This is a genomic window from Xanthomonas sp. NCPPB 3442, from assembly GCF_056725145.1.
The window spans coordinates 1,206,673-1,220,332 of record NZ_CM161514.1; the positions used below are offsets into that span (position 1 = coordinate 1,206,673).

11 protein-coding genes are annotated in these 13,660 nt (G+C 65.2%); 8 read left to right on the top strand and 3 right to left on the bottom strand.

Features of this window, described 5'->3' with window-relative positions:
* Positions 1-195: 195 nt before the first annotated feature.
* A complete protein-coding gene (locus AC1POX_RS05280) occupies positions 196-1,080 on the top strand; it encodes a bestrophin family protein (RefSeq protein WP_008577877.1) in 885 nt (294 codons plus the stop codon).
* A gap of 411 nt (positions 1,081-1,491) precedes the next feature.
* Here the strand turns inward: AC1POX_RS05280 and AC1POX_RS05285 are convergent, their stop codons facing one another.
* A complete protein-coding gene (locus AC1POX_RS05285; protein WP_029820208.1) occupies positions 1,492-3,579 on the bottom strand; it encodes a bifunctional DedA family/phosphatase PAP2 family protein in 2,088 nt (695 codons plus the stop codon).
* A 151-nt stretch (positions 3,580-3,730) separates the two neighbouring features.
* On the opposite strand from AC1POX_RS05285, the gene AC1POX_RS05290 reads away from it, so the two are divergent.
* Both AC1POX_RS05290 and AC1POX_RS05295 read left to right on the top strand, forming a co-directional pair.
* Positions 3,731-4,390, top strand: a complete 660-nt coding sequence (locus tag AC1POX_RS05290) for a serine/threonine-protein kinase (RefSeq protein ID WP_372356824.1) — start codon at positions 3,731-3,733, stop codon at positions 4,388-4,390.
* Between the two features lie 124 nt (positions 4,391-4,514).
* Complete coding sequence (locus tag AC1POX_RS05295) at positions 4,515-5,330, top strand: SDR family oxidoreductase (protein WP_372356825.1); 816 nt, start codon at positions 4,515-4,517, stop codon at positions 5,328-5,330.
* 140 nt (positions 5,331-5,470) lie between these two features.
* Here the strand turns inward: AC1POX_RS05295 and AC1POX_RS05300 are convergent, their stop codons facing one another.
* Entirely contained in the window at positions 5,471-6,343 is an 873-nt protein-coding gene (locus tag AC1POX_RS05300) for an ion transporter (protein WP_218559569.1), read from the bottom strand.
* A gap of 72 nt (positions 6,344-6,415) precedes the next feature.
* Here AC1POX_RS05300 and AC1POX_RS05305 point away from each other — a divergent pair, with 72 nt between their 5' ends.
* Positions 6,416-7,642 (top strand): acetylornithine transaminase, encoded by a 1,227-nt coding sequence (locus AC1POX_RS05305; protein ID WP_372356826.1) that lies wholly within the window; start codon positions 6,416-6,418, stop codon positions 7,640-7,642.
* Positions 7,643-7,828: 186 nt separating this feature from the next.
* On the opposite strand, the gene AC1POX_RS05310 is transcribed toward AC1POX_RS05305, so the two are convergent.
* Positions 7,829-8,446, bottom strand: coding sequence for an HAD-IA family hydrolase (locus tag AC1POX_RS05310; RefSeq protein ID WP_372356827.1), 618 nt, complete (start codon positions 8,444-8,446; stop codon positions 7,829-7,831).
* 285 nt (positions 8,447-8,731) lie between these two features.
* On the opposite strand from AC1POX_RS05310, the gene AC1POX_RS05315 reads away from it, so the two are divergent.
* The 4 genes from AC1POX_RS05315 to AC1POX_RS05330 all read left to right on the top strand — a co-directional run bounded on the left by AC1POX_RS05315 (position 8,732) and on the right by AC1POX_RS05330 (position 13,653).
* Positions 8,732-11,026, top strand: coding sequence for a TonB-dependent receptor (locus tag AC1POX_RS05315; RefSeq protein ID WP_372356828.1), 2,295 nt, complete (start codon positions 8,732-8,734; stop codon positions 11,024-11,026).
* A 69-nt stretch (positions 11,027-11,095) separates the two neighbouring features.
* A complete protein-coding gene (locus AC1POX_RS05320) occupies positions 11,096-12,703 on the top strand; it encodes a flavin monoamine oxidase family protein (RefSeq protein ID WP_372356829.1) in 1,608 nt (535 codons plus the stop codon).
* Complete coding sequence (locus AC1POX_RS05325) at positions 12,700-13,125, top strand: c-type cytochrome (RefSeq protein ID WP_011348484.1); 426 nt, start codon at positions 12,700-12,702, stop codon at positions 13,123-13,125. The genes AC1POX_RS05320 and AC1POX_RS05325 overlap by 4 nt, the downstream gene beginning before the upstream one ends.
* A 24-nt stretch (positions 13,126-13,149) precedes the next feature.
* On the top strand, positions 13,150-13,653 hold the full coding sequence (locus AC1POX_RS05330; RefSeq protein WP_031424214.1) for a RidA family protein: 504 nt from the start codon (positions 13,150-13,152) through the stop codon (positions 13,651-13,653).
* The last annotated feature ends 7 nt before the right edge of the window (positions 13,654-13,660 follow it).

The following is a 13,660-nucleotide window of genomic DNA, read 5'->3' on the forward strand; positions in this document are numbered from 1 at the left end:
GTGCACACCCAACGGATGGCCGCTCGCGACGCCTTCCATCACGCCGGGCGCGTGGGGCAATGGTTTCGATCGGCCCCATCACCATGCTTGCACCGTGGCAACGGCACACTGCGCACGCTTGAGTGCGCTACCGACCGCATCCATGCACTGGATGCGCGCAATGGCGTCACTCGTTTCTTTTGATGGAGTGTGCCTTTGATTGTCGATGTAAAGCCGCGTGTGGCAGATGTGATCAGCCAGGTCTGGCGGACCCTGGCGGTGTTGTTCGTATGGGATGTGTTGATCACCATCATTTACTACGTGCTGCCGTTCCGTGCGCCGGCGTTGCCGCTGACCATCTTTGGTTCTGCGCTGGCGTTGTTCCTGGGCTTTCGCGCCAATTCCACCTATCAACGCTGGTGGGAGGGGCGGGTGCTGTGGGGCCAGATGATCAATGCCTCGCGTAATCTGGTGCGCTTGAGCGTCAGTATCCTGTCCGCACCGGAAGCCGGCGATCTTGGGCGCACCATTGCGCTGCGCCAGATTGCCTACGTCAACGCGCTGCGCTGCCAACTGCGCCGGTTGCCGGTGGCGATGGCATTGTCCCCGCATGTGGACGCCGACGAAGCGGCGGCGGTGGTGGTGCGCACCAACGTGGCAAACGGGTTGCTCGATACCACCGCGCGCAGCGTCGAGCAGGCGCGTCGTGAGGGCTGGATCGACAGCATCCAGCAGGCCAGCGTCGAACGCATTCTGGTGGACATCGCCAACGCGCAAGGCGGCATGGAGCGCCTGAAAAATACGCCGCTGCCGTATCAATATCGCTTCTATCCGAACCTGTTTACGCGGCTGTTCTGCGTGCTGCTGCCAATCGGCTTGGTGGAAACGCTGCAGTACGCCACGCCGGTGGGATCGACAGTGGCCGGCCTGATGTTTCTGGCGGTGCTGAAGATCGGCGATGAACTGGTCGACCCGTTCGCCAACACCATCCACGACCTGCCGCTGGATACCATGTGCCGCACGGTGGAGATCGATGCGCTTCAGGCAATTGGTGAGCAAGCGCCGGAGCCGATGCAGCCAGTGGATGGCGTGTTGTGGTGAGGTGTCGCGCGCCAGGCCAATGCGGCCTTTGCATCGCCGAACTGCACTGATTCGCATCTTGTCGTTCGCCTTGAGAGGCGATTGAACGGTGCAAGCAGTTGTGGAGCAGCCAACGGCGAGTTTTCCGCAGGGCCCTTGCCCGCCCACCATCGCGGGACACGCTGCCAAGCACGTCCTTGTAAGCTCTTACGCGGCATCCATGCCGCCATCGAGCCCCACGGATGGGTTCACGGCGTGTCCCGCAAGCGGCGAGGGCGCCGCGCTCGACGAACTAAGCGTTCACCCTGAAAATTCAGCAGCCTCCAGACGGCGCCAGCACGTCACCATCGAGACAGGGCTCAACAGCTGTTGCTGACACCCCATCTCGACCCAATCGCGCGAGCGCCGGCCAATCGCCTGTTGCCCAATCGATCAACGGCGTTGTTGTGGCGGACCCGATGCAGCAGGATCGGACGCAGCGGTATCCGTCCCCGGCGCGGCGTTGTCTTTGTTCTCGCCACGCACTGCACTGCCCGAGGTGCTGTCGATCAGGATCACCGGCACCTGCGAGCGACGACGCTGTTCCATGCGATGGGGCAGCGGGCCGAGTGCCTCGCGCAATGCGCTCAGTGCAGGATCGACGCCGCGCAGCGGGTACCACAGCCCGATCAGGCTGAAATGGCGGCTGTAGCGCAAGGTCTGGGTGCTGCCCACCCACAGCGGTTGTGCATCCGGCTGCAGGCGCGCTGCCGCCGGCCACAGGCGCAGTACATGCACGTGGCCGGGCGCGGCGTGGCGCACCATCAACAGGGCCTCGACCTGGGTATCCAGCGTGGCCGGCAGAATCGGTACTTCGTCCGGGCGGCCGCTGACGTCGAGCAGGTGCAGCGCCTGTTCCCAGCCCGCCTGCGGCTGGACCCGCCAGCCGCGCGCCTGAAGCTGGCGCTGCAACGGGGCGAGCGGGCCGGCCAACTGGACGTCCAGCGGCCAACGCTGATCGTCGTCGAATTCGTTGCGGCGTGCCGGCAGCAGGCGCCATTGGTCTTCCCACCACGCGTTTGCGGGTAACTCCATCACTGCCGGCGGCGGCGGTTCGAACTTGGCCAGCTTGAGGTCGAGGTTGCGCGGCGCAAAATAAATTGCGCAGCTTACGAACACCCCGTAGAAGATCCACGACACCGGCTTGACCCAGAACGCGCGCGTGGCACGGCGACGGTAGGCAATGCCCAGCACCAGCAGCCAGAAGATGCCGAACAACATGCCGCCGACGACGTCGCTGAGCCAGTGCGCACCGAGGTACAAACGCGCAAAACCGATCAGCGAGACGATGGCGCCGCTGACCAGATACGGCCACACGCGGCGGCGGCCAGGCAACTCGCGCGCGATCAACAGCGCGAAAAAGCCGAAGGCGATCGTGGCCATGGTGACCGCAACCGACGGAAAGCCGAAACCGCTGCTGGCCGCAGGCGGGCGCACCACCTGCACGGTGGCGCCAAGCAGCTGCGTGAGCGCCAGGCCGAACGCCAGCGCGATGACCCAATGGGCCACGGCCATCCAGCGACGGCGCCAGGCCAGATAGCCCATCGCGGCGGCAATGGCCGGCAACAGCACCTGCCAGTCGCCCAACGAGGCCAGCGCCACCATCGGGTAGTCGGCCAACGGGTTACGCAGCGCCAGCATCAGGTCGTGCACGGCCAGGTCCACGCGCAGCGGCTCGCCATGCGCCAGCACCACCATCAGCAGCACAAACCAGCCCCAGCCGAGCAGCAAGAGCATCAAGGCCATCATGGCCAGCGGCACCGATTCGCGACGGCGTGGGTCGAAGACGCCGACCGACCAATTCCCCAGGACCGGATGCCGGTGCGACCACTCCAGCAGGCGCGCCAGCAAGGCATCCAGGTGACCGGCCGACCAGCGATACGAATACAGCACCACCGCCCAGGCAAGCCCGATCACGGCCGCCAGCAAGGCAACCACCACAAATAGGCGCCCGGCCACTGCGGCCACTGCGTCGTAGGCCGTGCCCAGCACCCAGCCGGGCACCAGGAACAACAACGCCCACGACACGCAGGCCAGGCCGCTGGCGACCAGATACCGTTTGAAGGGCATGCGCGACATGCCGGCAATCGCCGGCACGAACGGGCGCACTGCACCCACGTAGCGCGCAATCAGGATGCTTTTGAAGGCATTGCGGCGGAACAGCAGCTCGCCGCGTTCCAGCAGTTGCGGGTAACGCCGGAATGGCCAGTAGGTGTGCAGCTGATGGCCCCAGCGATGGCCGACCCAGAAGCTCAGCGCATCGCCAACGAAGGCGCCCAGGGTGGCGCACACCACCGCGTAGGGGCCGTTGATCTGCCCGAGCCCGATGAGCACGCCAATGGCGAACAGCAACGGCAACGCAGGCACGATGGCGCCCAGCACGATCACCGCATCACAAAATGCGATGCCAAAGATCACCACGCCAGCCAAGGTGGGGTGGTGTCCGATCCACTCCAGCGTGGCGTCGATCCATGAGTTCATACCTGAATTATAGGTGGGCGCGGCGGCGCCTGACCTGCATCGTCCTCACATCGGGGGATCGGCTTCACCTGAGGTTGCGGCCATGCAGCTGCCGCACGCGCGCGCGCCGCAGAGGTGCGCAGCGAGACAGACCTGCCGCCTACAATGGGGGATGACTCACGACCCTGCAGCCAATCTGCCGCTGAAGTCCGATACGTTCGGACGCATTCTGCTGATCCGCGATGGCCAACGCATGTTCGTGCGTCGCGACCTGAGCGTGGCGCCGTGGCTGTTGCGCGGCGTGGCCTGGTGGCTGGCACGCCGTGAAGCGCTGGCCTTGCGCCAGCTGGATGGCGTGCCGCGCACACCGCGGCTGCTGCATTGGGACGGGCGGCACCTGGACCGCAGCTATCTGGACGGCGCTGCGATGTACCAGCGACCGCCGCGCGGCGATCTGGCCTACTTCCGCAGCGCGCGCAGGCTGTTGCAACAGCTGCATCGCCGCGGCGTGGCCCACAACGATCTGGCCAAGGAAGCCAACTGGCTGGTGCAGGAGGACGGCAGCCCGGCGGTGATCGACTTCCAGCTGGCGGTGCGCGGCAACCCGCGCGCGCGCTGGATGCGTCTGCTTGCCCGCGAGGATCTGCGCCACCTGCTTAAACACAAGCGCATGTACTGCCCGGCCGCACTGACCCCGGTGGAACGCCGCGTGCTCAAGCGCACCTCCTGGGTCCGCGAGCTGTGGTTTGCCACCGGCAAACCGGTCTACCGCTTCGTGACCCGCCGCGTACTGCACTGGGAAGACAACGAAGGGCAGGGGCCCGCGCCCTGAGGGGCTGGGATTGGTTGTTCGGGATTGGGGATTCGCAAGAGCGTATTGCTTGAGCGGTGGGTGGTTGGTGGTAGCAATGAAGGAATAAGCTCTTACGAATCTCCAATCCCGACTCTCTAATCCCATGACGTTATCGGGCAAAACCCTGTTCATCACCGGTGCCTCGCGCGGGATTGGCTTGGCGATTGCGTTGCGGGCGGCGCGCGATGGGGCGAATGTGGCGATTGCGGCCAAGTCGGCGGTGGCCAATCCCAAATTGCCTGGCACCATCCATAGCGCGGCCACGGCGGTGACGGCGGCCGGTGGGCAGGCACTGGCGCTCAAGTGCGACATCCGCGACGAAGTTCAGGTGCGTGCGGCAGTGGCGGCAACGGTCGATGCGTTCGGCGGGATCGACATCCTGGTCAACAACGCCAGTGCGATCTGGTTGCGCGGTACGTTGGACACGCCGATGAAGCGCTTCGATCTGATGCAGCAGGTCAACGCGCGCGGCAGTTTCCTGTGCGCGCAGGCATGCCTGCCACATCTGCTGCAGGCGGCCAATCCGCACATCCTCACCTTGGCCCCGCCGCCGTCGTTGAACCCGGCGTGGTGGGGCGCGCACACCGGCTACACGCTGGCCAAGATGGGCATGAGTCTGGTCACCCTGGGGCTGGCCGCGGAATTCGGCCCGCAAGGCGTGGCGATCAATGCGTTGTGGCCGCGTACCGTGATCGCCACTGATGCCATCAACATGCTTGCCGGCGTGGACGGGGCGGCCTGCCGTCGGCCGGAGATCATGGCCGACGCCGCGCATGCGGTGCTGACGCGCGCCGCAGCCGGGTTTTACGGCCGGTTCCTGATCGATGACGAGGTGCTCGCCCAGGCTGGCATCACCGACTTGAGCGGCTATGCAATGGATCCATCGCGCGCGCTGTTGCCAGATCTGTTTCTGGACTGAGAGCGGCTAACCACAGGGCACGCAGTTGTCGTCAGCGTGGACGGCACGGCGCAACCGCAGTGTACGCGTGGCACACGCACTGCCGAGCAACGGCCGCGTCCGCCTGACGGCGGCGCCGTGGCGTTGGCTGCTCCAGCGCCTCAGCCGTTGCCCAGCGCCGGCAGTGGCTCGGCGCATTGCCGGCAATAACGTGCGTCGGCCGCGTGGCCTTCCAGCCCGCAGCGGGCGCAGTTGCGCGCATCGCGTTTGCCGGTGTGGCCACCGTCGCGCAATGAGCTGGCCAGTTCGGCGGTATAGATGCCGGTGGGCACGGCGATGATGCTGTAGCCGATCAGGATCAGGGCCGAGGTGACGAAGCGACCCAGCGTGGTCTGCGGCACCAGATCGCCGAAGCCCACCGTGGCCATGGTGACGATGGCCCAGTACATGCTGGTGGGGATGCTGGTAAAGCCGTGCTGCGGGCCTTCGATGATGTACATCGTGGCGCCGGCGATCACGGTGATGGTGAGCACGGTGAACAGGAACACCAACACCTTGCGACGGCTACGCCACAGCGCATCCAGCAACTGTCCGCTTTCTTCGATGTAGCGGGTGAGCTTGAGAATGCGGAACAGCCGCAGGATGCGCAGCACGCGCACCACCAACAGCGTCTGTGCGCCGGGCACGAAGAACGAGAGATAACTGGGCAGGATCGACAGCAGGTCGATCACGCCCCACACGCTGAGCGCGTAATGCAGCGGTCGCCGCACCACGGCCAGGCGCAGCGCGTATTCGATGGTGAAGATCACCGTGAACGCCCATTCCAGCGGCACCAGCCAGTCCGCGGCATGCGAATGGATGCGCGGCACGCTGTCGATCATGATCACCACCACGCTCGCCAGGATCGCGACCACCAGCATCAGGTCGAAATTGCGCGAGGGGCGGGTGTCGTGGCGGTAGATGATGTCGAACCACTGCCGGCGCCAGCCATCGTCGGTGGCGGCAGTGAGTTGCGGATCGGAGAAGGGGCGCATGCGCGCATTGTGCCGCAGGCCGGCGAATGCGCGAGAATGCCGCTTCTCCCTCCGCTTCTGCGACCCATCCTCATGAGTACCGCTGCCGATTCGCCCCTGTCCCTCGCGCACTACTACCTGCCGGTGTATCGCCCGCGCCAGGTGGTGCTGGAGCGCGGCCAGGGCAGTCGCGTGTGGGACGATGCCGGGCGCGAATATCTGGATCTGTCGTCGGGCATCGCGGTGAGCGGACTCGGCCATAACGACCCCGATCTGGTGGCTGCGCTCACCGAGCAGGCCGGCAAGCTGTGGCACACCAGTAACGTGTTTTTCAGCGCGCCGCCGCTGAAACTGGCCGAAGAACTGGTGAGCGTCTCGCGTTTCGCGCACAAGGTGTTCCTGTGCAATTCCGGCACCGAGGCCAACGAGGCGGCGATCAAGCTGGTGCGCAAGTGGGCCAGCAGCCAGGGCCGTCCGGCCGACAAGCGTGTCATCGTCACCTTCCGCGGCAGTTTTCATGGCCGTACGCTGGCATCGGTCACCGCCACTGCGCAGCCCAAGTACCAGGAAGGCTACGAGCCGCTGCCGGGTGGATTTCGCTATGTGGATTTCAACGATGTCGCGGCGCTGGAAGCGGCGATGGCCGGCGGCGATGTGGCGGCGGTGATGGTCGAGCCGATCCAGGGCGAGGGCGGCGTGATGCCGGCCGCGCCGGGCTTTCTGAGCCGCGTGCGCGCGCTGTGCGACCAGCATGATGCGCTGCTGGTGCTGGACGAAATTCAATGCGGCATGGGCCGCACCGGCACGCTGTTCGCGCATTGGCAGGAGCAGGTGACGCCGGACATCGTGACCCTGGCCAAGGCCTTGGGTGGCGGTTTCCCGATCGGCGCGATGCTGGCCGGGCCCAAGGTCGCCGAAACCATGCAGTTCGGCGCGCACGGCACCACCTTCGGCGGCAACCCGCTGGCCGCGGCAGTGGCGCGCGTGGCGCTGCGCAAGCTGGCCTCGCCGCAGATTGCCGATAACGTGGTGCGGCAATCTGCGGCATTGCGCGCCGGGCTGGAAGCGCTCAATGCCGACTTTGGCCTGTTTGCGCAGATTCGTGGGCGTGGCCTGATGCTGGGCGCGGTACTGGCTCCTGCGCACGCGGGGCAGGCCGGGGCGATCCTCGACCTGGCGGCCACGCATGGCTTGCTGCTGCTGCAGGCCGGCCCGGATGTATTGCGCTTCGTGCCGGCACTCAATCTCACCGATGCCGAACTGGCCGATGGCCTGGCGCGCTTGCGTCTGGCCATTGCCGAGTATGTCGCCCAGGCGTGATGTCGGGCGGTGCTTGCGCGCCCCCTGGCCGGCACCGCAGCCGGCTGCAAGGGCCTTGGAGATGCGTGGTGTGTGGCATGTAGCGCGCTGACGCAGTGCCCGGTCCTTTCATTGCCCGGATGGGATGGCTGTCTTCCGCCGTACCCTCACCCCCAACTCCTCTCCCGACGGGAGAGGGGCTTGGTTTCATGCAAGTCCGTATTGCTTCAGCACTCGCCGCAGTGCACGCGCATCGCGCACGGTGTCGGCGTGCAGGCCGGCCGCGCGTGCGCCACGCACGTTGACGAACAGGTCGTCGACAAACAACGTGCGTTCGGCGCGTTGCTCAAGTTGCGCAAGCGCGCGCTGATAGACCGGCACATCCGGTTTGCGGCCGCCCAGTGCACCGCTGCACAGCACGCGGCCCCGCAACAACGGAAATAGCGAGGGCACGATCCGCTCGATCGCTTCTGCCATCAACGGGCCATTATTGGTGAGCACCGCCACCGCCGTGGTCGTCGACACCGCCAGCACCTGTGTCACCACCGACGGGTCGGCGCGGCAGGCGGCCACGCGCGCATCGATCCAGGTAGTGCGATCGATTGGCTGCCCCAGCCCTTCGCTCAACTGCGCCAGATACGCCTGCGTGTCGATCTCACCCGCATCGTAAGCGCGCTCCAGACCCTGCACGAACAGCACCTCCTGCACGCGCTGCGGTGAGCAACGCGCCGCTGCTGCAAGCGCGGCCAGGCGCCGTGGCCGCGCGTAGTGCGCGAGCACGCCGTCGAAATCCAGCAACAGCAGCGATGGTGGTGCGGGCGACATATGCGTGCTCGTACGGCGGCTGCGCAGCGTTGTCGATTCGGCGCGGCATGGCAAGCGCGCAAGAGCTGCAATGCAGGGCATTCGCGCAGGTAGGTGGCTGCGCTACCTATTCAGAGTTTTGAATTCGGTAGCGACCTACCCGCCTGCGCCGAGCCCACCCGCCGCACCCAGGTTAGGCAGCAATCGCGCTGGTTATGGTCACTGCACGCCGCATCCGCGGTATCAGCCGGTCTCGGGGGAGCGCCCGGTCACTCAGCACGCCACACGTCTCCAGGGGTTGATTGCATGCCAAAGTGCTCGAACACCGATCGATTGGCGGCCTCGGTCGCCGACATCCTCGCCACCACCCGCCCGCGCCGCGCGCTGGCATCAATGACCTTGCTGCTGGCCGGCGCGCAGAGCTTGCCTGCGCTGGCGCAAGACGCACGCACGCTGGATGCGGTCAGCGTGGTGGGCACCGGCTCCACGCGCACCACCGCGTCCATCTCGGCGGACGAGATCCAGGCGCAGGTGCCAGGGGTGGCGCCGCAGCAGCTGTTGGCCAGCCTGCCCGGCGTGAACGTGCAGACCACCGACCCGTTCGGGCTGTATGAATTCGGTGATTCGATGACCATCCGCGGGTTTTCCGCCAACCAGATCGGCGTGACCTTGGACGGCATTCCGATCGAAACCTTCGACACCCGCGAAGGCGGGCCGATTACGCGCTACGTCTCCAGCGAAAACCTGCTCGATGTGACGGTGTCCGCCGGTTCGGGCGATGTCACCCAGCCTTCCTACCATGCACTGGGCGGTGCGATCCGCTACACCAGCCTGCCACCAAAGGGCGGCGACAGCTGGAGCGGCAATCTCACCCAGACGATTGGTTCGGACGATCTGGTGCGCAGCTTCGTGCGCCTGGATACGCCGGACTGGTGGAAAGGCGGCCCCAGCGCGTATCTGTCCGCCTCGCGCACGCAAGGCGGGGTGTGGGACATGGAGCCGGCCACGCAGAAGAGCGATCACTTCGAAGCCAAGATTCGCCAGGCCTGGGACGCTGGCAGCCTGACGCTGGGATGGATCTACAACAACCGCAAGGACTACGACGTGCAGTCGTACAACTCCGACGGTTCGGTGGCGTGGGACCTGCATGAGCGCATCACCGGCAACCCGGAAGTGGATGCCGAGCATTACAGCGAATGGCAGAACGGGCGACGCGACTCGCTGCTCAGCCTGCACGGCAATTTCCTGTTCAACGATGCAATCGGCTTCACCTTTACCGGCTATTACGAGAACAAGCATGGGTATGGCGTCGGCGGCACTCCGCCGAGCACGGCGACAGGCCTGTACAACGATGCCATCGCCGGCACGCCGGGGCGCACCGACATCGCCATCAACGACCCGCAGATCGTCGATGCCAACGGCACTGTCACCCACGTCGGTGCGATGACGCGGCGCGAAGAAATCATGGGGGGCGATCGCTATGGCCTCACCACAGAGGTGTCATGGGAGACCGAGCACAACAAGCTCGAAGTCGGCGCGTGGAACGAAAACTACGACTTCGATCAGGTGCGCCCGCTGTACAACCTGGACCCGGCCACCGGCGAGCTGCTCAAGGGCGCGCTGCCGATCGTCATCTACTACGACAACCACTTCTCCACCGAAGTGAAGCAGCTCTACATCAAGGACACGCTGCGCCTGCTCGACGACCGCTTGACGATGGAGTTCGGTGCCAAGGGGCTGGATGTCAAACGCGACTACGACGGCATCGCCAATCTGGATGATTTCAATGTCGGCGTGCGCCGCGATGTCACCATCAAGAACAGCGACTGGTTCCAGCCCCAGGTCGGCGCCAGCTTCCAGCTTGCCGAGGGCGTGCAGGTGTTCGCCAACTATGCGGAAAACTTCAGCTCGGCGCCGCGGCTGGCGCTGACCTCCGGTGCGTTCAACCCGGATATCGCACCGGAAGAGTCCACCAACATCGATATCGGCATCCGCGCCGAATCCACGCAGTGGAGCGGCTACATCGCCGCCTACAGGATCGATTACGAGAACCGCATCATCGCGCTGACCGACCCGGACCCGCTGGTGGTGGCGCCCACCGTCTACGCCAACGTCGGCGACGTGCAGACGTACGGGGCCGAAATGTCCGGCATGTGGAAGCCGGCGCCAGGCTGGCGGCTGGGCGCATCGCTGACCTGGAACAACTCCGAGTTCCAGGACAACTATTTCGGCCCGGTCAGCGGCAACCTGGTGCAGGTGAAAGGCAACGAGGTGCCGGATGCGCCGAAGGTGATGTTCAGCGTCAACGGCGGTTGGGAAGGCACGCATTTGTTTGCCAACCTCGATGCCAAATACACCGGCAAGCGCTACGGCGATACGCTCAATACCGATCGGGTAGATGCCACCCTCATCGTCAACGGCAGCGTCGGGTACCAGGGCGAAGACGGCGGGTTTCTTGCCGGTGGCCGGCTGCAGTTGTCGGTCTACAACCTGTTCGACAAGGACGATGCGATCGGGGCGGTATTTCCCAACGAAAGCTCGGGCTCGTATCAGTTGATCGCACCACGGCAGCTGTTCGCCAGCCTGGCCTACACATTCTGAAGTGCAGCCGCGGCCGGCAGGGTTGCCGGTCGCGTGCGTTGGTCCACGACATGCAGGGGACGTGCGTTGATGCAAGGCAATCACACGGGAGCGATGACGCGGCGGCAATTGCTGGCGCGCATCGGTATGACCGCCGGCGGCGCGATGATGTATCAGGCGATGAGCAGCCTGGGCATGGCGGCCGAATCCAGTTTCAAAGGCCCACTGCAACTGGATGGCGACCCCAAGGGGGCGTCGGTCTTGATCCTCGGTGCCGGGCTGGCCGGCATGAGCGCGGCGTTCGAGTTGCGCAAGGCCGGTTACCGCGTGCAACTGCTCGAATACAACGAACGCCCCGGCGGGCGTAACTGGACCCTGCGCGGCGGCGACCGCTATGCCGAGCTGGGCGGGGCCAGGCAGCATTGCCAGTTCGACGAGGGTTTGTATCTCAATCCCGGGCCGTGGCGCATTCCGCATCACCACAAGGCGGTGCTGAGTTACTGCAAGCAGTTCGGCGTGGCGCTTGAAGCGTTCAATCAGGTCAATTACAACGCGCTGCTGCACAGCCAGAAAGGCTTCGGCGGCAAACCGCAGCGCTTTCGTGCCATCGACGCAGACTACAAGGGCCATGTGTCCGAGTTGCTGGCCAAGTGCACGCAGCAACGCGCCCTGGACACGGCCGTCAGCCGCGAGGATCAGGAGCTGCTGCTGGAATCGCTGCGCACCTGGGGCGCGCTCGACCAGAAGTTCGGGTATGTCAAAGGCAAGGACAGCAGCGAGCGGCGCGGGTTTGCGCGCTATCCCGGCGGTGGCTTGTCGGGCAGGCCGGAATTCTCCGATCCTTTCAGCGTGCAGGACGTGCTGCGCTCGCGCCTGTGGACCACACTGGCAGCCGGCAACAACTATGAAATGCAGACCACCATGTTCCAGCCGGTGGGAGGCATGGACCAGATCGGCAAGGCGTTCGCGCGTCAACTGGGCAATGCCATCACCTATAACGCCAAGGTCACCAAGATCGACCAGGACGGCAGCGGCGTGCGCGTGTCCTGGCAGGATGCGGCGCGTGGTGGCGAAGAACGTCTCGCCACTGCGGATTGGTGCATCTGCACCATTCCGTTGTCGGTGCTCAGCCGCATACCGGTCACCGCCAGCGATGCGATGACCACGGCGATCGGCAAGGTGCCGTATGCGGCCTCGGTGAAAGTGGGGCTGCAATTCAAGCGCCGTTTCTGGGAAGAAGACGAAGCGATCTACGGCGGCATCAGTTACACCGATCTGCCGATCACCTTGATCAGCTACCCCAGCACCAACTACCACAGCCCTGGCAAAGGCGTGCTGCTCGGCGCCTATGTGTGGGGGCTGGATGCCTACCAGTTCACCGCGATGTCCCCGGAGCAGCGCGTGCGTAAAGCAGTGGAATACGGCACCCAGCTGCATCCGCAGTATCCGCGCGAATTCGAAAACGGCATTGCGGTCGGCTGGCACCGCGTGCCGTTCACGCATGGCTGCTTCGGCATGTGGAGCGAGCAGGCGCGCGCCGAGCATTACCAACCGCTGTGCCAGATCGACGGACGGCTGGCACTGGCCGGCGAGCACGTGTCGTACATTCCGGCCTGGCAGGAGGGTGCCATTCTGTCGGCGCACGATGTCGTTGGCCGCCTGCATCGCAAGGTCATTGCCCAGGGAGGGCGCGCATGAGTCTGCTGCCAAGAGCGTGCGGCGCCACTGTTGCGCTCGCCATTCTCGCCTTGTTGGTGCCGCCCAACGTGCGCGATGCGCAGGCGCAGAGTTCCGATGCCACCCAGCTGTTTCCGCAGCAAGGCTTCGCCAAGGCCTCCGGCCAGGACGTTTACCAGGCGATCTGCCAGGGTTGCCATATGCCGGCCGGGCGTGGCGCGCAAGGTGCCGGCGACTATCCTGCGCTTGCCAGCAACCCGAAACTGGCCGCCGGCCCGTACGTGACGATGATGGTGCTCGACGGCCACGCGGGGATGCCGGGTTTCGCCGACATGCTCGACGACCGCCAGGTGGCCGAAGTGGTGAGCTATGTGCGCACGCACTTCGGTAACGACTATGCCGAGCGCGTGACCATCGACGATGTCAGATCACTCCGCCGCTGATCTTCTCTCCTACAAGGAATTGCCATGCTCCGTTCCATCACGACCGTTCTCACCGCCGCAGTGCTTTGGTCTTCCAGTCTCGGTGCCGCACACGCGGCCGAGGTGATCCGCCACAAGATTCCCAACAGCGATTTTCCCATCGCTGCCGCGGTGGAAATTCCGGCCGGCAAGGCCACGGTGTATGTCAGTGGCAAGGTGCCGGCGGTGATCGATACCAGTGCGCCGAAGGATTCGGCGGCCGCCTATGGCGACACCAAGGCGCAGACGGTGAGCGTGTTGAACCAGATCAAGCAGCAGCTGGCCACGTTGGGGTTGGGCATGGGCGATGTGGTGAAGATGCAGGTGTTTCTGGTCGGCGATCCGGCAATGGGCGGCAAGATGGATTTCAACGGCTTCATGGAAGGCTATCGCCAGTTTTTCGGCACCAAGGAGCAACCCAACCTGCCGGCGCGCTCGGCATTCCAGATCGCAGCGCTGGGTAACCCGCTGTACCGGGTCGAGATCGAAGTGGTTGCCGTGCGTCCCTGAATCCGCG

Excerpts from the sequence above, each read along its gene's own strand:
- AC1POX_RS05285 (WP_029820208.1), bottom strand. The coding sequence starts at position 3,579 with ATGAACTCATGGATCGACGCCACGCTGGAGTGGATCGGACACCACCCC.
- AC1POX_RS05290 (WP_372356824.1), top strand. The coding sequence starts at position 3,731 with ATGACTCACGACCCTGCAGCCAATCTGCCGCTGAAGTCCGATACGTTC.
- AC1POX_RS05295 (WP_372356825.1), top strand. The coding sequence starts at position 4,515 with ATGACGTTATCGGGCAAAACCCTGTTCATCACCGGTGCCTCGCGCGGG.
- AC1POX_RS05300 (WP_218559569.1), bottom strand. The coding sequence starts at position 6,343 with ATGCGCCCCTTCTCCGATCCGCAACTCACTGCCGCCACCGACGATGGC.
- AC1POX_RS05305 (WP_372356826.1), top strand. The coding sequence starts at position 6,416 with ATGAGTACCGCTGCCGATTCGCCCCTGTCCCTCGCGCACTACTACCTG.
- AC1POX_RS05310 (WP_372356827.1), bottom strand. The coding sequence starts at position 8,446 with ATGTCGCCCGCACCACCATCGCTGCTGTTGCTGGATTTCGACGGCGTG.
- AC1POX_RS05315 (WP_372356828.1), top strand. The coding sequence starts at position 8,732 with ATGCCAAAGTGCTCGAACACCGATCGATTGGCGGCCTCGGTCGCCGAC.
- AC1POX_RS05320 (WP_372356829.1), top strand. The coding sequence starts at position 11,096 with ATGCAAGGCAATCACACGGGAGCGATGACGCGGCGGCAATTGCTGGCG.
- AC1POX_RS05325 (WP_011348484.1), top strand. The coding sequence starts at position 12,700 with ATGAGTCTGCTGCCAAGAGCGTGCGGCGCCACTGTTGCGCTCGCCATT.
- AC1POX_RS05330 (WP_031424214.1), top strand. The coding sequence starts at position 13,150 with ATGCTCCGTTCCATCACGACCGTTCTCACCGCCGCAGTGCTTTGGTCT.